This is a genomic window from Nocardia sp. CA-084685 (assembly GCF_050955785.1).
Taxonomy (GTDB): domain Bacteria; phylum Actinomycetota; class Actinomycetes; order Mycobacteriales; family Mycobacteriaceae; genus Nocardia.
This window is the reverse complement of record NZ_CP192094.1, coordinates 769,702-789,451: the sequence shown is the minus strand read 5'-3', so window position 1 is coordinate 789,451 and position 19,750 is coordinate 769,702. Positions and strand designations below refer to the sequence as shown.

Sequence of the window (19,750 nt, the reverse complement as noted above, 5' to 3'; positions counted from 1 at the left end):
TGGAACTCATCTACAGTGCTGTGAGGAGTGCCACACATGACAGCTGGGAGGCAGCCCTCGGTCATCATCGTCGGCGCCGGATTCGGCGGCATCGGGATGGCAATCGAATTGCGGCGCAATGGTTTCGACGATATCACCATCCTGGAGCGCGGCACCGACATCGGCGGGGTCTGGCGGGAGAACACCTACCCCGGCGCGGCCTGCGATGTGCCGTCGCCGCTGTACTCGTTCTCCTATGAGCCCAAGCCGGACTGGCCGCAGCGCTATTCCGGACAGGTGGCGATCCACGACTATCTGCGCGGCGTCGCCCAGCGGCACCAACTGCTGGAGACGATCCATTTCGGCGCCGAGGTGACCGATGCCGAATTCGACGACGGCCGCTGGACCGTACGAACCAAGGACGGCGCGGCCCGCGCCGCCGACGTGCTCATCTGCGCGGTCGGCCAATTGTCCCGGCCCGCCCTGCCGAACATTCCCGGCATCGATACCTTCACCGGCCAGGCCTTCCACTCCGCCGAATGGGATCACGGCGTCGAGTTGACCGGTAAGCGCGTCGCCTGCATCGGCACCGGCGCCAGCGCCATCCAGTACATTCCGCAGATCCAGCCGCAGGTCGAACACCTCACGCTGTTCCAGCGCACGCCGGCCTGGGTGCTGCCCAAATTCGATACCGACTACACCCCCATCCAGCACAAACTCTTCGCCCGACTGCCCGGGGCCCTGCTCGTCGAGCGGTTCGGGTGGTGGGCCATTGCCGAATTCGTCGCGCTTGGTCTTGTCGAATTCCCGTGGATCGCACGGCTGGTCGGGCAGATCGCGTCGAAGCATCTGGAAAAGCAGGTCCCGGATCCGCGGCTGCGCGCCGAACTCACCCCCGACTATCCGATCGGCTGTAAGCGCGGGCTGTTCTCCAACGATTACTACCCGGCGCTGCTCGAGCCGAATGTGCAGGTCGAGACCACCGCCATTACTGAAATCGTGCCGAATGGCGTGCGCACCGCCGATGGCACGGTGCACGAGGCCGAGGTGATCATCTACGGCACCGGGTTCAAGGGCACCGAATTCCTCTGGCCCATGAATATTTACGGCCGAGCGGGCCGCAAGCTCGCCGATGCGTGGCAGGGCGGCGCGCACGCCTACTACGGCATTACCGTGCCCGACTTCCCGAACCTGTTCCTGGTCTACGGGCCGAATACCAACCTAGGTGTCGGCTCGATCATCTACATGATCGAATCGCAGGTCCGGTATATCCGCCAGGCCGTCCAACTGCTCGCCGAACGTCCCGGCCACGTGCTCGAGGTGCGTCCCGAGGCGGAGGCGCGATTCAATACCGCGGTCCAACAGCGTCTGGCGCGCACACCGTGGAACTTCTGCTCCAGCTGGTATCGCACCGCTTCGGGCCGGATCACCAATAACTGGCCGGGCCCGCAGCTCGCCTATCGCCGTCGCGTGCGCAAGCTGAACGTCGCCGATTACGAGCTGACCCGGGTCGCCTGACGCTCACAGTCTCCACAGAAACACCACACGAACTCTGCCACCGGATCCTGGCAGACTTGACCCGTGAGTGATCTGCCCGCCCGCCCCACCGAGCACGGACCACTGCGCCCGATCGAATTGGCGGTGGGGGCGGTGCTAGGCGGTGCCACCGTCGGCCTTGTCACCGTCGGCGCCCTGATTCCGTTCGCCGCGGCGCTGCAGCTGGTCGCGGCGGTGCCGCTGGCCATGATCGCGCACCGCTATCGGCTGCGGGCCCTGATCACCGCGACCGGTTCGGCCGTGCTGGTCTGCTTCGTCGCGGCGGGCATCGTGCCGGCATTCGGCATTCTCAGTTCGGCCACCATCGCGGGCATTATCGGCACCGTCAAAAGACGACGCGGCGGCTTACCCGCGGTGCTCGGATTATCGGTAATCGCCGGTCTCGGCTTCGCGGCCTTCGCCGTCGGAACGCTGTTCGTGCTGTCCCGGTCCCGGGATCTACTGTTCAACACCATTCGCAGCACCGCGGAAGGGCTGGAGCGGACGGCGGCGCGACAGCCCCACCTGGAACCGCTCGGGCGTGGCGTCGCCGATGCCGCGGATGCCGCGATCCGCTGGTGGTGGGTCCTGATCGGCGGTGGCGTGCTGGTGGGCATCCTCGCGACGGCGGTGTTCTCCTGGTTCGTACTCGGCTCGGTACTCGACCGGCTGGCCTGGCTACCGAGTCAGGACCGGCTCGACGCACCACCCGATGACCGGCCCATCGCGCCACTGCCGGTGCGACTGCGCGAGGTCGGCTTCCGCTATCCGGGCGCGCCGGTGGATGCGCTGTCCGGTATCGACCTAACGGTCGCGATCGGCGAATTCGTGGCCATTGTCGGCCACAACGGATCCGGCAAATCGACATTGACCCGGGTGCTCGCGGGATATCCGCCGACCACCGGCAGCGTGGACCGCCCGGGCGCGGCAGGCCTCGGCCACCTGGGTGGCACCGCACTGGTACTGCAGCGGCCGGAGAGTCAAACGCTCGGTGTGCTGGTAGCCGATGATGTGGTGTGGGGTCTGTCCACCGAACTCGCCGCCGCGGTCGATATCGATGGCCTACTGCGCGAGGTCGGCCTGGACGGGATGGGCGATCGAGAGACCGCCACCTTGTCGGGCGGTCAGCAGCAGCGGCTGGCGGTGGCCGCGGCATTGGCCCGCCGCCCCGCGCTGCTCATTGCCGACGAGGCCACCTCGATGATCGATCCGGACGGCCGCCGCGATCTCGTCGCACTCCTGGCCGAACTGCCCAACCGCCATCCCATGGCGGTGGTACTGGTAACCCATCACGAAGCCGATGCCGCCGCCGCCGACCGGGTCGTGCACCTGGCAGATGGCCGGACCGTCGAGCGACTACCAGCCTGGCCGCAGCCGGTCGGCGAAATACGACGCCGCCCGATGGGGGAAACCGTCCTGCGGTTGAGCGATGTTCGGCACACCTATAACCACGGAACACCTTGGGCCGCACCGGCTTTACACGGCGTCGACCTGACCGTCCGGCGTGGCGAGGCGGTACTCGTAGTGGGCGGCAATGGATCCGGCAAGTCGACACTCGCCTGGATCATGGCCGGATTGATCGAACCCAGTTCCGGCCGTTGCGAATTGGTCGGTAAGCCGATCGCGAAACAGATCGGCCGAGTCGAGTTGGCGTTCCAGCACTCCCGGCTGCAACTGCAGAAACAGACGGTCGGCGACGAAATCGCGGACTGGGGTGGCCGAGCCGCCGGATCCGGTGCCGTCGGCCGCGCACTCGACGCGGTGGGCCTGGATCGCGCACTCGCCGCACGCTCCATCGAACAACTCAGCGGGGGCCAAGCCAAACGCGTGGTGCTCGCGGCCATTGTGGCAAGCCACGCGCCGGTAGTCGTGCTCGACGAGCCGCTGGCCGGGCTCGATCCGCAGGGCCGCGCCGAAATCGTGGAATTACTTGCTCGCCTGCGTAACTCCGGGCTGACCCTGATCGTGATCTCCCATGACGTGCACGATATGGCCGCCGTCTGCGACCGGACCGTCCACCTCCAGGCCGGACGCATTCTGGAGACCGATCCGATCCGCGACACCGCGAATGCACCCGCGCACCAGCCAGATGCCCACACGATGCTGCCAGGAACCCACCCGGGGGATCCGGCATGGCGACTCGGGAACGGAGGTCGGTGATGAGTACGGTGCTGTTCCGCGAAGTGCCGGTTGCCAGTCCAGTGCACAGCCTCTGGGCCGGAACCAAGATCATCGGGGCGTTCCTGATCAGCCTGGTGCTGATGTTCCTACCGTCCTGGCCGGTACTGGGCTTGATGGTGGTTTTCGTAATCGTGATCGGGGTCGCGGCCCGACTGCCGCTGAGCACACTGCCGCGCCTCCCGTGGTGGTTCTGGGCCGCGATCGGCGTCGGTGCCCTGCTCAATGTGCCGGTAGGCAGTGCAGCCGTGCTGCGCTACACCAATGTCACCGTCTTCGGCCTGATCCTGCTGGCCTCCTCGTTCCTGATCGCCTGGACCACCCCGATGGCCGATATCGCCCCCGCACTGGCCAAACTCGGCTCCCCGCTGCGCAGATTCCGCGTGCCCGTGGACGAATGGGCCGTGGTCATCGCGCTGACACTGCGCGGGCTGCCACTACTGATGGACGAGATCCGGGTGCTGCGAGCGGCGCGCCGACTGCGCCCGAAGAACAATCTGCTCAATCGTGCCGCCGATAATCCGCTCGTCGATATCCTCACCGCCGCGATGGCGGTATCCAGCCGCCGGGCAACCGAACTGGGCGAGGCCATTACCGCGCGTGGCGGCACCGGCCAGCTCACTGCCCGACTGAGCGTCCCCGGCCGCAATGACGCGATCGCGCTGACCATTGTTGTCGCGGTCTGCCTCGGCGCGGTCGTCCTGGATCTGCTGACCTGATCGGCGATACTGGCCTCTGTGCGGGACCAAGACGAGGATGTACCTGCCTGGCAACGCAAGACGGAGGGTGAGTCGCGGTTGGCCGCGACACTCGCCGTGGTGGTGATCGTCGTGCTGCAGGTCGCGCCGAAGGAACTTCGCCAACAGCCCGCCTGGCTGGTGCTGCCCGTGCTCGAAGTCCTGTTGCTCGGTGTGTTGGTGGTGGCGAATCCGTTCCGGCTCAACCGGGAAGAGCGCTGGCTGCGCAGCGGCGGCCTGCTGCTGACCGGGTTGCTGAGTCTGGCCACGGCGGTCTCGGCGGGTCGACTGGTGTTCCAACTGCTCAATGGAACTCTCACCGATCCAGTGCAACTGCTCGTCTCGGGCGGTGCGGTCTGGTTGACCAATGTGGTGGTGTTCGGACTCTGGTATTGGGAGTTCGATCGCGGCGGACCCGCGGCTCGTGCACATGCGCGAAAGCCGTTGCCGGACTTCCTGTTCGTGCAGATGCAGAGTCCGGACCTGGCTGGACCCGACTGGGAGCCACAGTTCCCTGACTATCTGTATCTGGCATTCACCAATGCGACGGCGTTCAGCCCGACCGATGTGATGCCGATGTCGCGATGGGCGAAGGCGACGATGATGCTGCAATCGGCGATCTCGCTGGTGCTGGTGATCTTGGTGATCGCCCGCGCGATCAACGTCTTGCAGCAGCCCAGATGATGACCGAATAGCGAAGAGCTATAACAAGACTCATCATGTGAGCATTGTTGTATACCCCGAAAAGCATTCCTCTAAACCTTTTGTGCGCGGTACGGTGTCCTCGGAGTGCGTTCTCTAGATCACATCGCGGCTCTGCACGGCGTCGGGGGAAGGATTTTTCGTGTGCGGAGCGTTGCTACGGCTTACCAGAACTGATGAAGATTGGACCACCGGAATGATTTTCCGCAAGATCACTGCGGCAGCCGTGCCGATCGTCGCCGCTGTCGCGGTCGGCGCGGGCACCTCGTACGCACAGCCGGATGCCGCGCCCGTACCGGACATCGGATACGAGGCAAAACTGGTGGGCGACAAGATCGTTACCACGCTGACCGACGGGTCCTTCCAGATGTCGGCGAACACCGTGGATATCAAGGACATCGCGGGCAATACCGTGGTCACGCTGCCGCTGTCGTTCCGGCAGGACGGCCTGGAGTTCACCATGCCGCACGAGATCCGCGACGCGGGCCGGGTGCTGGAGTTGACCGCGGTCAAGGACTTCACGACGGCGCGGCAGGCGGCTACGCCCGTCGCGTCGGCACGGGAGAATCTGCGCGCACAGGACAACTTCCTGTCCCAGTTCGGCATTGCCACCGCCATCGGCGGCTTTATCGGCACGGTGATCGGCGCGCTGGTCGGGCTCACCGGCATTGTCGGCGGACCGACCGTCATCGCCAGCGTCCTCGCGGGCGCGGGCATCGGCGGCATTATCGGCACACTCGTGGTCGGCGGTCCGGCACTGATCATCGCGGGCATCGATCTGCTCGACACCCTGTCCGCCCCGCCCGGCACCACCAAATGGCAGGACGGTCCGGTCAAGTAAGACCGCGCACTTCCATCGCCCGACGCGGCGCGCAACGAATCGTCTGAGCGCGCCGCATCTTTCGTTTATCGTCCGTGGCAACCGGGCGCTATCGGGACACCCGCGAAACGATCGGCGAGGAAGCCCATGGCACCGGCCGCCTCACCGATCGCGGTCGCATTGTGTCCGGGCAGCGCCGAATGCACCGAGGTGAGATCGGCACCCTGTGCGCAGTATCGCCCGACCAGATCGGTGAAACCGGCGACTGGGATTACATCGTCAGTTGCGCTGTGGTACAGGTACATCGGCATGATCGGTGCGTTGCCGCCGAGCTCCTGCCGGTCGGTCGCCGCCCGTAATACCGGATGAGACAACACATCCGGCACCGCCGCGAATTCATCCACATGCGCGTTGAAGTACTTCGTAAGGAGATCCGGACCACAGGCCGAGGCGTCCTCGATGAGGGCGGTCCGACCGCGCTCGTTGAGTAGTTCCGCCACACCGGAATCCGGCTCGTTCTTCGCGATAGCGATCAGTACCAGCATTGCCAGTCCCGCTTGCACCCCACCATCGACACCCTGCGCAATGGCTGTCCAATCTGCGGGCACCCCACCCGAGGTGATTCCGGCGAATTGGATATCGGGCGCGTACTCCGGTTGTATCTGCGCCGCCCACAGCGTCGCGAAGGCACCGCCCGAATAGCCCCACGCCCCAATGGGGCTCGCTAGGCCGACGCCGTCCGGTGCGAACGCCCGAGCGGCCCGGATGCCGTCGAGCACCGCGCGGCCAGCGTTGACGCCGTCCAGGAATCTGGAGTCCGGCCCCTCGTAATCGCTTGTCACCACCGCCCAGCCGCGGCGCAACGCCTCGGCGATGAACAGAGTGTCGATATAGGTGTTTGCGCCGCCGAGATCCCAGCCGCCTCGCAGCGCGTACGACGGCGCACATCGGGTATCGAGACTGTCCTCGGCAATCTGATACGACAGCAGCGGCCGCTGGCCGGGACCGAACCACGGCCAATTCGGCACCAGCATGGTGGCCATACCGGCGATCGGCGAGCCATTCGTATCGTTGGTCCGGTATTGCACCTGCCAGGCCGAAACCGGTAGCGGCAGACCGTATAAAGCGATCGAACGGGTCCGCATCACAGCACCGTCGGGCTGCGAAGCCGGATCGACCGCTGCCACGTAGAAGAGGTCCTGATCCGGCGGCGGCACCGCCCTGGCAACGGGCACGCATGCGAATGCCGCGACCGCGAGAACGGTAAAGATCGATATCGCACCGAATCTCCGGTTACCGCCGACGAATGGTGCAGACAAAATGTTCATCGCGGCCTCCAGTCTTCGACGCGGCGCGACGCGGAGCGCGCCGGAAACACGTCGGCGCCGACTTCGCCCGGCCTCTTATGAAACCACCGTACTGCCTGATCAGAGGGCCTAGCAACGGTCATCGGCGGGCATCGGCTACGCCGTAGGTGTCCGATTTCCGACATGGTTACAGTTGGGGCGGAGCACGCCTGGAGCGCGCTTCGAAAGTGGCTATAGCGCAATCGGATCACCGTCGGGACGAACCCCGAACGTGACCGGTACCGAACAGGAGTGAGCTGACCATGCGGCATGGCAACGGACTGGACATTCCCGAAGAACTCGCCGATGTGTGTGCGCCGCACCGCATGGCGGTGATCGTCTACGACATGCAGGTCGGTGTGCTCTCCCAATTACCGGACGGTCCGGAGATCATCGAGCGGGTGGCGCGAGTGGTCGAAGCGGCACGGCGCGGCGGTTATCCGATCATCTTCCTGCGGCATTTCTTCCTGCCGCGCCGCCTGAGCGGCACCTTCGCGCTGCGCATGGCGATGAGCTGGCAGCAGGTCGACAGTGTCGATGACGTGAAATTCATCCTGCAGCGCGACACCCCGGCCTTCGAACTGGTTCCAGAGCTGCGGCCCACAGCCGATGAGGTGGTCTTCGACAAGACCTCCATGTCGGCCTTCGAGGGCACGCCATTGGCCGCGGTGCTGCGTGATCTCGGCATCGGCGCATATGCGATCACGGGTGTCGCACTGGAGATCGGCATCGCGCCGACGGTCACCCATTCGACCGATCTGGGCTTCGTGCCGGTGATCATCAGCGATGCCGTCGGCGGCCGCGATAAAGAGGCCATGGCGCGCGCCTACGACGATTTCGAATTCCAGGGGCACGCGATGGTCACCGACAGCGCGACCATCATTGCGCTGCTCGCCCGCGAACCCAACTGACCGCGGGAATGGCGGATCGGTACTCCCGGTCCGCCATCGGCGGCTCAGCTGTCCTTGTGGATGGCCTTCTTGGCGGCATCCTGCGCGGCGTCGACCTGGCTGGCGAACTTGCCGTCGGTCTGCTTGTCGACGAGATCGCCCACCTTATCGATGGCGGTATCCACCTTGTCCGCATTCTGCTGGGCCAGGTCCAGCGCCTTATTCGCCAGGTTCTTGAAATCCACCGTGCACTCCTCGTTTTCGAGCCGACACAACCGCGAACAAACGATACCCAGCGAACTCACCGATGAACCGGCAAACCATCAGCGACCGCCGTCACATCTCGCCGAGCCAGGCCGGATGCCAGAGACGGCCGGTCTCGGTCCAGTTCATGAAGCGCACGGTTCCACCTAGTTTCGGGGTAACCCACACCGCGTCCGCGCGCTCCTCGGCGGTGAGGTCATTGTCGAAAGGGGTGGACTTGCGCTCCAACTTGACCAGCCTTTTGGCCAGATCCCGCATGACAGGCTCGCTGAACCCCGTGCCGACCCGTCCCACGTAATACAGCCTGCCCTCGTGCGGAATGCCGACCAGCAGCGATTTGAAGTTGCGGGCATCGCTGCGCCGCCAGCCGCCGATCAGCACCCGCTGAGTGCGCCAGTTGCGCTGTTTGACCCACGAATGCCCGCGCTTACCCGGCAGATACACCGAATCCTTGCGCTTGGCGACCACACCCTCCAGCCCCTGCTCCTGGCTGTAGCGCAGCGCTTCGGCGCCGGTGCCGTCCAGTCGCCGCGGCACCCGCAGTGACGGCGCGGTGGCTGCGATTGCTTCCAACACCCGACGCCGATCCGAATACCGTTTGCGGAGCAGTGAAGTGCCGTCCAGATACAACACATCGAAGGCGACGAAGACCGCGCGCGCCGCATCGGCCTGCAGCAGACCGACATTGGCGACGCCGTGATCGTCGAACACCACGGCCTCACCGTCGAGCACCACATTGTGACCGGCCAACTCCTCGGCCAGCACCGCCATGCCCGGATAGCGTGTGGTCACCACATTGCCCGCCCGGCTGCGCAGCGTCAATGTTCCGGAATCTATTTCGGCGATGAGCCGGAAGCCGTCCCATTTGGTTTCGAAGCACCACTCGACGTCATCGAGATCGGCGACCTCACCATGCGTGGCGAGCATCGGCCGCAGGCCGCGCGGAAAAGGGGCGGGCCCAGCTGGTCTCGGCACGATGAACGCGGCCTCGGGGCCGACTGGACCACTGGAAACCCGGTCCGCGCCCTCCTCGGCCGGATTCTGGTCGCGCATGAGATGCATCAGCCACTGGGTGCCATTGGTTCGGATCATCGCGTAGCGGCCGCGCAGTCGCCTGCCGTGGAAGGTGACGATCACCTCGTCCTCGCGCCACTTCTCGGTCTCGTAGGTACCGGAATCCCAGATCGTCATCTCCCCCGCGCCGTACTGCCCCTTCGGAATGGCACCGTGGAAGGTCAAGTACTCCAACGGATGATCTTCGGTGTGCACGGCGAGCCGGTTCTGAGCCGATGAGGTCGGCGGCCCCTTCGGCACGGCCCACGACACCAACACGCCGTCACGTTCGAGCCGCACATCCCAATGCAACCGCCGCGCATGGTGTTCCTGGACGACGAACCGATTGTTCTCCCCCGGCACAGGTTCTTCGGAAGGCACCGGTTCCGGCGTCGCCGAGGCGTCGCGCATCGATCGGTATTTCGTCAGCGCATCGCTGTTCGAGCTCGGCGGATCCAATTCGGCGAGCAGATCCCCGTCATCGCGCCAGCGGGCGAGCACCTCATCGAACCTCAACTGCCGCAACTTCTTCCGGCTCTCCAACTCGGCCCAGGTGCGCGGTGCTGCCGCATTCGGTTCGGTGCGGCCGCGCAATGAATACGGTGCGATGGTGGTCTTGGCCGGATTGTTCTGACTCCAGTCCAGGAAGACCTTCCCGCCGCGCGCCGATTTCGCCATCGTCGCGGTGACCAGATCCGGGTGCAGCTTTTCCAGATTCGTCGCCACCTGCTTGGCCACGGTGGACGCACCGCCCGGACTCAACTCCCGTTCCAGCGGCACGTAGATGTGAATTCCCTTGCTACCACTGGTAACCGGAAAGGCGTGCAGCCCGATGCCCTCGACCATCTCGCGCACTGCTAGTGCGACCCGCGCGCATTCGGCCAATCCCGCGCCAGGACCCGGGTCCAAGTCGAAGACCAACCGGGTGGCGTAGCCGACCTTGTCACCGTCGAAACGCCATTGCGGCACATGGACTTCCAGCGCGGCCTGCTGTCCGATCCAGGCCAGTCCGGCCTCGGAATCGATGACCGGATAGACAACCTTGCGATCGGAATGTTCGATGGCGTGACGTTCCAGCCATGACGGCGCGTGTTCCGGGAGATTCTTTTCGAAGAAGGATGATTCGTCGACGCCGTTGGGCCAGCGCTTCCGGGTGACCGGTCGTCCGGCGATGTGTGGAAGCATCGCGGGCGCGATGGCCGAGTAGTAGGCGATGACCTCGCCTTTGGTGGTTCCTGTTGCCGGATACAGCACCTTGTCGAGGTTGCTCAACTCAACCTCGATGCCCGGCCGGCCCGGGCTGCCACCGAATTCCCGGCGGGTCACCATAAATGAAGTTTAGGGGTGGGGACCGACAGAAACCGGCCCCCACCACATATCAGGCCTGCGGCTCTCCTGGCTCGGGGGCGGGCTTGGGAGCGGGCGGCACCGGCGGTTCCTCAGCCGCGGTCACCGGCGGCTCCGGTGCGGTCGGCTTCGGTGCGGGCGGCTCCGATGCGGACTGGTCTGTCGGGACCACCTTCTTGGCGGCCTCCTGCACCTTGCCGATCTTGTCGGAATATTTGTGGCCGGTCTTCTCGTCGATGAACCCGCCGGCCTTGTCGACCGCACCGTAAATTTTGTCGGCGTTCTCGGCCGCCGCTTCCTTCCCCTTGCCGACCAGGCCTTTCAGGGTGTCCACGAGACTCATGCCTGTATTCCTTCCTGTCGACGAACCTAGGTATTCACCCAATATCCTCCCACCAGGAATCCCGGCCCGGCAGGTCATTGAGGTCGATACGCTGGCCCGGCATCGGCACCGCCACGGCAGTACCGGCCGCACGCGCCGCCTCGACCATCCGGCGCACCGGCTCCGACCACCCGTGGAAGGCCAGATTGAAGGTCGCCCAGTGGATGGGCACCAGTAGTCCGTGTCCGGGATCGCCGACGCCGAGGTCGGCATGGGCCCGAACCGCCTCCTCCGGGTTCATATGCACGTCCGGCCAGGCCTCGTCGTAGGCCCCGATCGGCAACAGCGTCAGATCGAACGGGCCGAGTGCGGCGCCGGCCTCCGCGAAAGCCTTGGTGTACCCGGTATCACCGCCGAAGTAGGCCCGCCGGGTCGAGCCGATGATGGACCAGGACGCCCACAGTGTGGTGTTGCGCACCAGGCCGCGTCCGGAGAAGTGCCGCGCTTCGGTACAGGTGAGCACCAGATCGGTGCCATCGCGCTCGCGCCCCAGCGCGGCGAGGGAAACCGAACCGCCCCAATCCAATTCGATGATCCGATGTTCGGGCACACCCCAGTGCCGCAGATGTGCGCCGATGCCGATCGGCACCAGGAAGGGCGCGGCCTGTTCGACCACCAGCTGACGGATCGTCGCCTTGTCCAGATGGTCGTAGTGATCGTGCGAGATCAGCACCGCGTCCACCGGCGGCAGCTCCGACAGCGGCGTCGGCACCGGATGCAGCCGCGCGGGACCGACCAACGCCGACGGCGAAACCCGTTCGCTCCACACCGGATCGGTGAGAATCCGATACCCGTCGACCTCGATGAGCGCCGATGCGTGCCCATACCAGGTGACCGCGAGGTCGGCGGCCTCGGTCGGCACGTCGGGCGTCGCCAGCGGAACCGCGGTGCGCGGACGACCGGCATTACGCCGGGTCAGCACCGAGAACAGCAGAGACGGAGTGGCACCGGAGACGAACTGCGTGCTCGGCTCGGTGTTGTGGAACTGCCGATTGCGATAGCTCACCGCGCCGGTCGCGTATGGCTGAATGGCATTGATGGAGGCGCCGATCGCCGAGGGGATGTCCCACACCGCGCGTACCAGCCAGGTGAGGCCGAGTGCACCGGCGGCAATGCCGACTATCTTCTTCGGATTCATCTATCGCCCCACGAATTTCGCCGCGCGCTTCTCGGCCCTTGCCAGCCGGCCCTCCTGGGCGTCCTGACTGGTCCACGCCGCCTCCAGCGCCGCACGCTGCTGTGTGGTCTCCGGATCCCGGGTGCCGTCATCGTTGAGCTCCAACTTCATATGCCGCAGCGACAGCGGAGCCAGTTGGGCGATCGATTTGGCCCACGCCTGCGCATCGGCCAGGGTGCCGAGCCGGTTGGCGAAGCCGAAGGAGTAGGCGTCGGCGGCCGATACCGGTTCCGCGCCGAGCAGCATGGTCCGGGCGGGGCCGCCGCCGATCAGCGAGACCAACCGCCGCACGGTCCAGCGGTCGACGCTGATGCCGAGCTTGGCGGCCGGAATGGCGATATAGGAATCGGGTGCCATGACCCGCAGATCCGAGGCCAGCGCGATCTGCACGCCCGCGCCGAGTGCGCCGCCGTTGATCGCCGCGATCACCGGGACCGGTACGGATTCGATGGTGTGCAGCATGTCGGGCAGGGCCGTCAAAAATTCCTCCGCGTGGACCCCGGACAGGTCCGCGCCCGCGCTGAACAGGGCGCCCCGACCGGTGAGCACTATCACCCTGGCATCCTCGGCCGCGGCCAACACCGCTTCACGGAGCCGAGTGATGAGTTCGATGTTCAGCGCATTACGCCGCTCCTCGCGCTGTAATTCGATGGTGACGACATCGCCATCGCGGCTAACGTCGAGCATGCATCCTCCGCAACTGACCGGTTCGACTGGTTACATCAACTGTGCCACAGGTGGCCGAACATACCGACCAAGCCGATACGATCTCGGTTTGTGCCGACAGACTTCCCCATCCTGGTGATCGGCGCTGGTCAGGCCGGGCTGTCGGCCGGTTACCACCTGCAGCGCCTCGGTCTGCGCCCGGAACGGGATTTCCGCATCCTCGATCACGCACCGGGACCCGGTGGTGCCTGGCAGTTCCGGTGGCCATCGCTCACACTGACCACCGTCAACCGGGTGCACGACCTTCCTGGCATGTCCTTCGCCAAGACACTGCCACCCGATTCCGACGCCGTACCAGCGGCCACCGCGGTGCCGCGCTATTACGAGTTGTACGAGAAGCGATTCGATCTGCGGGTGCGCAGACCGGTCTCGGTGACCGTGGTCTGCGACCGCAATTCCGACGGAACCCCTTGTGCCGCAGGGCCGGATCTCGCGGCAGGACGAGGCACGACGCTGAATGTCGAGACCGATACCGCGGGCACGATCCGGGTGCGCGGCCTGATCAATGGCACCGGCACCTGGGAACATCCCTTCATTCCGCACTATCCGGGCGCGGAGACCTTCGCCGGACGCCAGTTGCACACACACGACTACCGCATAGCCGATGAGTTCGCCGGCAAACATGTCGTGGTGGTCGGCGGCGGAGTGTCCGCGGTTCAGTTGCTCGATGAGATCTCGCAGGTCACCACCACAACCTGGGTGACTCGACGCGAACCGGTATTCCGTGACGCACCGTTCGCCGAGGAGGACGGCCGGGCCGCCGTCACCATCGTGGAGGATCGTGTGCGCCGCGGACTTCCGCCGGGTTCTGTGGTTTCGGTCACCGGATTGCGGATCGACGATCGATTGCGCGCCGCGCAAGCTCGCGGCGCGCTCCAGCGACATCCGATGTTCGCGAGCATCGAACCGGATGGGGTGCGCTGGGCCGACGGTTCGTTCCAGCACGCCGACGTGATCCTCTGGGCCACCGGATTCCGCAGTGCCCTGGACCATTTGGCCCCGCTACGCCTGCGCGGCCCAGGCGGCGGCATCACCATGACCGGTCGCCTCGCCACCCAGGTCGCTGTCGATCCGCGCATCCACCTGATCGGCTACGGCCCATCCGCGAGCACCATCGGCGCGAACCGAGCCGGGCGCGCCGCCGCTCGAGAACTTACGGCTTATCTCGGCCTCGGTTAGACGAGCCCTGCGGTGAAGGTCGCCGGATCGGGCCCGATGCGGGCGCCCTTATCGAGTGCGTTGATGGCGTTCATCTGGTCCCGGGTGAGTTCGAAACCGAAGACGTCGAAATTGTCGGCGATGCGCGACGGGGTGACCGACTTCGGGATGACCACAATCCCCTGCTGAAGGTGCCAGCGGATGATCACCTGGGCCGGAGAGCGACCGACCTCGTCGGCAATGGAGACGATGGTGTGATCACCGAGCAGCGTGCCCTGGCCCAGCGGACTCCATGCCTCGGTGGCAATGGCATTCGCATCGTGGAACGCACGGAGCTCGCGCTGCGCCAGCCGGGGATGCAGTTCTATCTGGTTGACAGCCGGGATCTCGCCGGTCTCACTGATGATCCGCTCCAGATCGGCGACGGTGAAATTCGATACCCCGATCGAACGCACCCGCTCCTGCGCCTTCAACGTCTGTAAGGCCTTGAAGGTCTCGACGAAGCGATCGGCCTGCGCCACCGGCCAGTGGATGAGATAGAGGTCGAGGTAGTCCAGGCCGAGCCGCGCCATACTGGCGTCGAATGCGCGCAGCGTGGCGTCGTAGCCCTGATCGGAATTCCACAGCTTGGTGGTGACATAGACCTCGTCACGCGGCAGCCCGGATTCCCGGATGGCACGGCCGGTGCCCTCCTCATTGCCGTAGATGGCGGCGGTATCGATGCTGCGATAGCCCACCTCCAGTGCGGCGGTGACGACCGGCTGGACGTCCTCCGACGGTACTTGGAACACCCCGAAGCCGAGCTGCGGGATTACGTTCCCGTCGTTCAGCACGATCGAGGGAATGGCGCTGGTCTCGCTTCTGAAGGTCACATTCCGACCGTAGAAGTGCCGCGCCGAGTCGTCAACGAGAAGCCCTGGTGTGTTGACCACCGGTTTTCCCAATGGCATCGCGTTTGCGCTGGACATCAGGGCTCTTCAGGTTTGCCGCGGCGGCTCGACGCCGCCATCTGATCCGGGCACGACCCGGGCCGGATCGTTCGTCGCAGCCCCCGCGAACCACCCGAATCCCGGTCGACCCGATCAGTGGCCGATGTAGACCGACTTGATGTTGAAGTAGGACTCGATACCCTTCTTGCCACGCTCGCCGCCCCACCCCGACTGCTTATGGCCGCAGATCGGCATCGAGGGGTCCGCAGCCAGCGCGGAGTTCACCCAGATCTGGCCGGCGCGGAGCTCGTTCACGACGCGATGGGCGCGGCCGAGGTTTTCGGTCCAGATGGAGCCGGCGAGGCCGTATTCCGTGTCGTTCGCGGCGGCGATCACCTCCTCCTCGTCGTCGAACGGGATCACCGAGCCGACCGGCCCGAAAATCTCCTCGCGGATGAGACGCATATCGGGCGTAGTGCCCGTGACGATCGTCGCCTCGTAGAAGTAGCCGCGACGGTCCATCACCTGGCCGCCGGTCACCACCTGCGCGCCGGCCGCCACGCCGTCGTTCACGATGCCTGCCACGCGCTGGCGCTGCTTCTCGCTGATCAGCGGCCCGAGAACCGAGTTGGGATCATCGCTTCCGCCCATCGGCAGCATCTTGGCGAAGGCGGCGAGACCGTCCACGACCTGTTCGTAGATGCCGCGCTGAACGTAGATGCGCGAGGTGCACGAGCAGTTCTGGCCCGAGCCGGCGAGCAGGCCCATACCAGCCCCCATGATCGCCTTGTCCAGATCGGCGTCGTCGAACATGATCAGCGGTGACTTGCCGCCGAGCTCGAGCGTCAGGCGCTTGAGGTTGCCGGCCGCTGCCTTGACGATCAGCCGTCCGACCTCTGTCGATCCGGTGAACGCGATCTTGTCGACGTCCGGGTGCGCGGTGAGCGCCGCACCTGTGGTCTCACCGTAGCCGGTGATGACATTCAGGACACCGTCGGGCAGACCCGCCTCGCGGAAGATCCCTTCCAGTTTCAGCGCGGTGAGCGGCGTCTCCTCCGCGGGTTTGAGGACAGCGCTGCAGCCCGCCGCGAGCGCGGGCGCGACCTTGAGCATCGCGACGAAGAACGGCCCATTCCAGGGGATGATGAGGCCGACGACGCCTACCGGCTCGAGCTGAGTGAAGGTGTGGTAGTTCTCGAAGTGGCCGAGTAGTCCGTCGGACACGAGATTGCTCGACTCGCCGTGGATCTTGCCGACCCAACCGGCGTAGTACACGAGCATGTCGAGCGACACCTTGATGATCTGACGCGCGGCCATCGCGTTCATGCCGTTGTCACGGGCCTCGATCGCGGCGAGTTCGTCGGTGCGGGCCCTGATGATGTCCGCGGCGCGGAATAGCACCTGCGCGCGGTGCGCGGCGGGCAGCTTGCGCCAGACACCCGACTCGAATGTTTCGCGTGCCCTGGCAACCGCCTCGTCGACGGCCGCCTGGTCGGAGTCGACGACCTCCGCGATCAGCTCCTCGGTGGACGGGTCGAAGACCGGAATGACCCCCGAGCTGGGGCTTTCGACCGCAGCGTCGACCTCGATGGTGTTACTCAATATCCCTCATCCTTTCGCCGAGCTGCTCCGACGCGGGAGAAGCACGATGCCTTCTGTTGTCGAGAACCCTTGCTGTGTAAGCACAGGAGGATCCGGCCGCCTGCCGACGCCCGCAGAACCAGGGCCGACGCCGCAATTTGTCGGATGACCCCGCTCCCGAGGCGAAGATCTCTCGGTCATTGCGCGCAAGGTTACGCGCTTAACCTAAGGGCGTCCAGTACGTCGTGAGTCCATGCCTGACGCAAAGACTCCGTGCTGGAGTCCGCGCATCGACGATGAGAGCCGCGTCGTCGCCGAGCAGCCGTGGTGTGTTGACCACGGTTTTCCGAATGGAATCGTGTTTGTGCTGGTTACCGAGGGGCGTCGGTCAGGGCTGGCCGAGGCGGCGATAGCGGGTGTGGCGGGAGGCCCGAACTTCCTCGTACGGACGGGCGCGCAGCCCGGTGAGCTCTTCGGCGATAACGGCGACCATGCGGCGAGCGAAGTCGACCGGTTCGTCGGCGGCGTCCGGAAACTCCGGGACGATGCGGTCGACGACACCGTCGGCGAGCAGGTCGATGGCGCGGATGCCCTGTGCGTCAGCCAGTTCGGGGGCATGGTCGGTATCGCGGTAGACGATGGCGCTCGCCCCTTCGGGCGGCAGCGGCGCGAGCCAGCCGTGGCTGGCGGCCAAGACGCGGTCGGCGGGCAGCAGTGCCAATGCGCCACCGCCGGTGCCCTGCCCGAGCAGAACCGATACGGTCGGGGTATCCAAGGTGACCAAATCGGCTATGCAGCGGGCGATTTCGGGAGCGAGCCCACGTTCCTCAGCCTCCTTCGACAGGGCCGCACCGACGGTATCGATCACCAGCACCAGCGGCAACCGCAATTCCTGAGCCAGCGCCATACTGCGCCGAGCCTCGCGCAATGCGGCGGGGCCCATGGTGTATTCGCCCTGCTGACCCGAGCGATCGTGACCGAACACGATGCACGGCTGTCCGCGAAAGCGGGCCAGCGCATGCACCATGGTGCGATCGGATTCGCCCTGACCGGTGCCACTCAGCGGAACCCGTTGCGTCACATGGCGCAACAGGTCACGAATGCCGGGTCGACCTGGGCGGCGCGAGATCTGGACCGATTCCCAAGCCGGAACGTCCGGGCTGGCCTTCGCGGTCCGGCGTACCGGCGCGGCCCAACCCGGTTCCGCCGCAACAGAATCCGGCACGCCACTGAGCACGCTCAACGCACGGTGCGCGATGCGGCGGAACACCGAAACGGGCAGCACACCGTCGATCACACCGTTGCGGTACAGATTCTCCGCGACCTGCACGCCCTCCGGAAAACCCCTGCCGTACAACGCTTTATAGACGCGCGGGCCGAGAAAACCGATCAGTGCGCCGGGTTCGGCGAAGGTAATGTGCCCCAGCGAACCCCACGACGCGAAGACGCCGCCCATCGTGGGATTGCGCAGATAGACCAGATATGGATGCCCGGCCGCCTTGTGCGCCGCGACCGCACCCGCGATCTTCACCATCTGCACGAAAGCGACTGTGCCCTCCTGCATTCTGGTACCGCCGGAGGTCGGCGACGCGACAAGGGGCAGGCCGAGTTCGGTGGCGCGCTCGACCGCCGAGACGATGCGCTCGGCCGCGGCCACCCCGATCGAACCCGCCAGAAATCCGAACTCGCAGGCGATTACGGCCACGCGTCGACCACGCAGCAGACCTTCACCGGTCAGCACCGCTTCATCTGTACCGGCCGCCAGCTCGGCCTTGTGCAGATCCTCGCGGTATCGCAGGGACGCGGCCACCGTCATCGGTGGCCGGTCCCAGCTGATGTACGAGTCCGAGTCGAGCAGTTGCCCGAGCAACTCCCGCGCCGAAATCCTCATCGAGCGAGCTTAGGGGATGGCAGCCGGCAGAGCCGGCGGATGGGAAAGCTCAGCCACTCGATTCGGGAACGACGCGGCAAGCGCGAACGCTCAGTAGCCCTGCATGACCTTGCGTAGGGCGTACTCGGTTAGCGAAACCAATGCCTGCTTGGCCGGCTCGCGACGGCGGGCATCGATGGACAGGATCGGCACATCCGCGGGCACCGCCAGTGCCTGACGGATGTCCTCGATCGGATACCGCGGCGCGTCGTCGAATTCGTTGAGCGCAACCAGGAACGGTAGGTTGCGCGCCTCGAAGTAGTCGACGGCCGCGAAGCTGTCCTCGAGCCTGCGGGTGTCGACCAGCACCACGGCGCCGATGGCCCCGCGGATCAGGTCGTCCCACATGAACCAGAATCGGTACTGGCCGGGCGTCCCGAACAGGTACAGCACCAGATCGTCGGCGAGGCTGATCCGGCCGAAGTCCATCGCCACGGTGGTGGTCGATTTCATCGGGATACCGGTCAGATTGTCGATTCCGGTACTGGCATTGGTCACCAATGCCTCGGTGCGCAGCGGAACAATCTCCGAGACGGCACCCACCAACGTGGTCTTACCGACACCGAAGCCGCCAGCGACCACGATCTTTGCCGAAGTTGGTTTGCTGGTGCGGGTATCGACCTGTGCCGTCGAATCAAATACGCCGGAGTCCACTGAGAACCCTTTCGATCAGCTCGCGACGTTCATCGTCGCTGGAATCGTCTTTCAAAGTCGCCGAAACTCGCACATGCCCGGCCTCGATGAGGTCGGCCACGAGCACGCGGGCCACCCCGATGGGGATACCCAAACGCGCTGCCACTTCAGCAACGGACGGCGATTCTCTGCACAACTCCACGATGGACGTCTCGATGTTGGTCAGTTCGAACTGCCGCTCCAGGGCGACCGGATGCGATGCGACAAGTGCCTCCAACGCCAACTCGACCGCGGGCCTGGTTCGGCCCGCAGTCAAGGAGTATGGGCGAACGAGACTCGGCTCGGCGCTCCCCATGCGGTGATCGTCTATGTCCATCCCACC

Annotated in this window: 18 protein-coding genes; 7 read left to right on the top strand and 11 right to left on the bottom strand. The window is 65.5% G+C overall.

Going from position 1 to position 19,750, the window contains the following annotated elements; all coding sequences use genetic code 11:
* Positions 1 to 36: 36 nt before the first annotated feature.
* From ACQP2U_RS03545 to ACQP2U_RS03525, 5 genes are all read left to right on the top strand, one after another.
* Entirely contained in the window at positions 37 to 1,497 is a 1,461-nt protein-coding gene (locus ACQP2U_RS03545) for a flavin-containing monooxygenase (RefSeq protein ID WP_433713360.1), read from the top strand.
* 63 nt (positions 1,498 to 1,560) lie between these two features.
* The gene (locus ACQP2U_RS03540; RefSeq protein WP_433713359.1) at positions 1,561 to 3,675 is read left to right on the top strand and encodes an ATP-binding cassette domain-containing protein; all 2,115 of its coding nucleotides are present in this window, start codon (positions 1,561 to 1,563) and stop codon (positions 3,673 to 3,675) included.
* Positions 3,675 to 4,412: an energy-coupling factor transporter transmembrane component T family protein gene (locus ACQP2U_RS03535; RefSeq protein WP_433713358.1), complete on the top strand. Its 738-nt coding sequence runs from the start codon at positions 3,675 to 3,677 to the stop codon at positions 4,410 to 4,412. Before ACQP2U_RS03540 ends, ACQP2U_RS03535 begins: the two co-directional genes overlap by 1 nt.
* 18 nt (positions 4,413 to 4,430) lie before the next feature.
* Positions 4,431 to 5,114 carry a hypothetical protein gene (locus tag ACQP2U_RS03530; protein WP_433713357.1) on the top strand — a complete coding sequence of 228 codons (684 nt, stop codon included), beginning with the start codon at positions 4,431 to 4,433 and terminating at the stop codon, positions 5,112 to 5,114.
* A 214-nt stretch (positions 5,115 to 5,328) separates the two neighbouring features.
* Entirely contained in the window at positions 5,329 to 5,973 is a 645-nt protein-coding gene (locus tag ACQP2U_RS03525) for an ammonium transporter (RefSeq protein WP_433713356.1), read from the top strand.
* A 65-nt stretch (positions 5,974 to 6,038) separates the two neighbouring features.
* On the opposite strand, the gene ACQP2U_RS03520 is transcribed toward ACQP2U_RS03525, so the two are convergent.
* Positions 6,039 to 7,280, bottom strand: a complete 1,242-nt coding sequence (locus tag ACQP2U_RS03520) for a lipase family protein (protein ID WP_433713355.1) — start codon at positions 7,278 to 7,280, stop codon at positions 6,039 to 6,041.
* Between the two features lie 281 nt (positions 7,281 to 7,561).
* Between ACQP2U_RS03520 and ACQP2U_RS03515 the strand changes: the two genes are divergently transcribed.
* Positions 7,562 to 8,209 carry a cysteine hydrolase family protein gene (locus ACQP2U_RS03515; RefSeq protein WP_397040226.1) on the top strand — a complete coding sequence of 216 codons (648 nt, stop codon included), beginning with the start codon at positions 7,562 to 7,564 and terminating at the stop codon, positions 8,207 to 8,209.
* 44 nt (positions 8,210 to 8,253) lie between these two features.
* Here ACQP2U_RS03515 and ACQP2U_RS03510 read toward each other — a convergent pair whose 3' ends face one another.
* The 5 genes from ACQP2U_RS03510 to ACQP2U_RS03490 all read right to left on the bottom strand — a co-directional run bounded on the left by ACQP2U_RS03510 (position 8,254) and on the right by ACQP2U_RS03490 (position 13,098).
* Entirely contained in the window at positions 8,254 to 8,433 is a 180-nt protein-coding gene (locus tag ACQP2U_RS03510) for an antitoxin (protein ID WP_433713353.1), read from the bottom strand.
* Between the two features lie 91 nt (positions 8,434 to 8,524).
* Positions 8,525 to 10,834: an ATP-dependent DNA ligase gene (locus ACQP2U_RS03505; RefSeq protein WP_433713351.1), complete on the bottom strand. Its 2,310-nt coding sequence runs from the start codon at positions 10,832 to 10,834 to the stop codon at positions 8,525 to 8,527.
* A gap of 49 nt (positions 10,835 to 10,883) precedes the next feature.
* On the bottom strand, positions 10,884 to 11,195 hold the full coding sequence (locus ACQP2U_RS03500; RefSeq protein ID WP_433713350.1) for an antitoxin: 312 nt from the start codon (positions 11,193 to 11,195) through the stop codon (positions 10,884 to 10,886).
* Positions 11,196 to 11,229: 34 nt separating this feature from the next.
* Positions 11,230 to 12,372 carry an MBL fold metallo-hydrolase gene (locus tag ACQP2U_RS03495; RefSeq protein WP_433713349.1) on the bottom strand — a complete coding sequence of 381 codons (1,143 nt, stop codon included), beginning with the start codon at positions 12,370 to 12,372 and terminating at the stop codon, positions 11,230 to 11,232.
* A complete protein-coding gene (locus ACQP2U_RS03490) occupies positions 12,373 to 13,098 on the bottom strand; it encodes an enoyl-CoA hydratase (RefSeq protein WP_433713348.1) in 726 nt (241 codons plus the stop codon).
* 90 nt (positions 13,099 to 13,188) lie between these two features.
* Here ACQP2U_RS03490 and ACQP2U_RS03485 point away from each other — a divergent pair, with 90 nt between their 5' ends.
* The gene (locus ACQP2U_RS03485) at positions 13,189 to 14,316 is read left to right on the top strand and encodes an NAD(P)-binding domain-containing protein (RefSeq protein ID WP_433713347.1); all 1,128 of its coding nucleotides are present in this window, start codon (positions 13,189 to 13,191) and stop codon (positions 14,314 to 14,316) included.
* Here the strand turns inward: ACQP2U_RS03485 and ACQP2U_RS03480 are convergent.
* From ACQP2U_RS03480 to ACQP2U_RS03460, 5 genes are all read right to left on the bottom strand, one after another.
* Positions 14,313 to 15,167, bottom strand: a complete 855-nt coding sequence (locus ACQP2U_RS03480) for an aldo/keto reductase (RefSeq protein WP_433713346.1) — start codon at positions 15,165 to 15,167, stop codon at positions 14,313 to 14,315. The genes ACQP2U_RS03485 and ACQP2U_RS03480 overlap by 4 nt on opposite strands.
* 210 nt (positions 15,168 to 15,377) lie before the next feature.
* Positions 15,378 to 16,826: an aldehyde dehydrogenase family protein gene (locus ACQP2U_RS03475; protein WP_433713345.1), complete on the bottom strand. Its 1,449-nt coding sequence runs from the start codon at positions 16,824 to 16,826 to the stop codon at positions 15,378 to 15,380.
* 367 nt (positions 16,827 to 17,193) lie between these two features.
* Positions 17,194 to 18,696: a carboxyl transferase domain-containing protein gene (locus ACQP2U_RS03470; RefSeq protein WP_433713344.1), complete on the bottom strand. Its 1,503-nt coding sequence runs from the start codon at positions 18,694 to 18,696 to the stop codon at positions 17,194 to 17,196.
* Positions 18,697 to 18,786: 90 nt separating this feature from the next.
* Positions 18,787 to 19,389 (bottom strand): GTP-binding protein, encoded by a 603-nt coding sequence (locus tag ACQP2U_RS03465; protein ID WP_174414979.1) that lies wholly within the window; start codon positions 19,387 to 19,389, stop codon positions 18,787 to 18,789.
* Positions 19,370 to 19,744: a DUF742 domain-containing protein gene (locus tag ACQP2U_RS03460; protein WP_040686485.1), complete on the bottom strand. Its 375-nt coding sequence runs from the start codon at positions 19,742 to 19,744 to the stop codon at positions 19,370 to 19,372. Before ACQP2U_RS03460 ends, ACQP2U_RS03465 begins: the two co-directional genes overlap by 20 nt.
* Between the last annotated feature and the right edge of the window lie 6 nt (positions 19,745 to 19,750).

Excerpts from the sequence above, each read along its gene's own strand:
- ACQP2U_RS03460 (WP_040686485.1), bottom strand. The coding sequence starts at position 19,744 with ATGGACATAGACGATCACCGCATGGGGAGCGCCGAGCCGAGTCTCGTT.
- ACQP2U_RS03490 (WP_433713348.1), bottom strand. The coding sequence starts at position 13,098 with ATGCTCGACGTTAGCCGCGATGGCGATGTCGTCACCATCGAATTACAG.
- ACQP2U_RS03535 (WP_433713358.1), top strand. The coding sequence starts at position 3,675 with ATGAGTACGGTGCTGTTCCGCGAAGTGCCGGTTGCCAGTCCAGTGCAC.
- ACQP2U_RS03545 (WP_433713360.1), top strand. The coding sequence starts at position 37 with ATGACAGCTGGGAGGCAGCCCTCGGTCATCATCGTCGGCGCCGGATTC.
- ACQP2U_RS03520 (WP_433713355.1), bottom strand. The coding sequence starts at position 7,280 with ATGAACATTTTGTCTGCACCATTCGTCGGCGGTAACCGGAGATTCGGT.
- ACQP2U_RS03495 (WP_433713349.1), bottom strand. The coding sequence starts at position 12,372 with ATGAATCCGAAGAAGATAGTCGGCATTGCCGCCGGTGCACTCGGCCTC.
- ACQP2U_RS03500 (WP_433713350.1), bottom strand. The coding sequence starts at position 11,195 with ATGAGTCTCGTGGACACCCTGAAAGGCCTGGTCGGCAAGGGGAAGGAA.
- ACQP2U_RS03470 (WP_433713344.1), bottom strand. The coding sequence starts at position 18,696 with ATGAGGATTTCGGCGCGGGAGTTGCTCGGGCAACTGCTCGACTCGGAC.
- ACQP2U_RS03525 (WP_433713356.1), top strand. The coding sequence starts at position 5,329 with ATGATTTTCCGCAAGATCACTGCGGCAGCCGTGCCGATCGTCGCCGCT.
- ACQP2U_RS03505 (WP_433713351.1), bottom strand. The coding sequence starts at position 10,834 with ATGGTGACCCGCCGGGAATTCGGTGGCAGCCCGGGCCGGCCGGGCATC.
- ACQP2U_RS03515 (WP_397040226.1), top strand. The coding sequence starts at position 7,562 with ATGCGGCATGGCAACGGACTGGACATTCCCGAAGAACTCGCCGATGTG.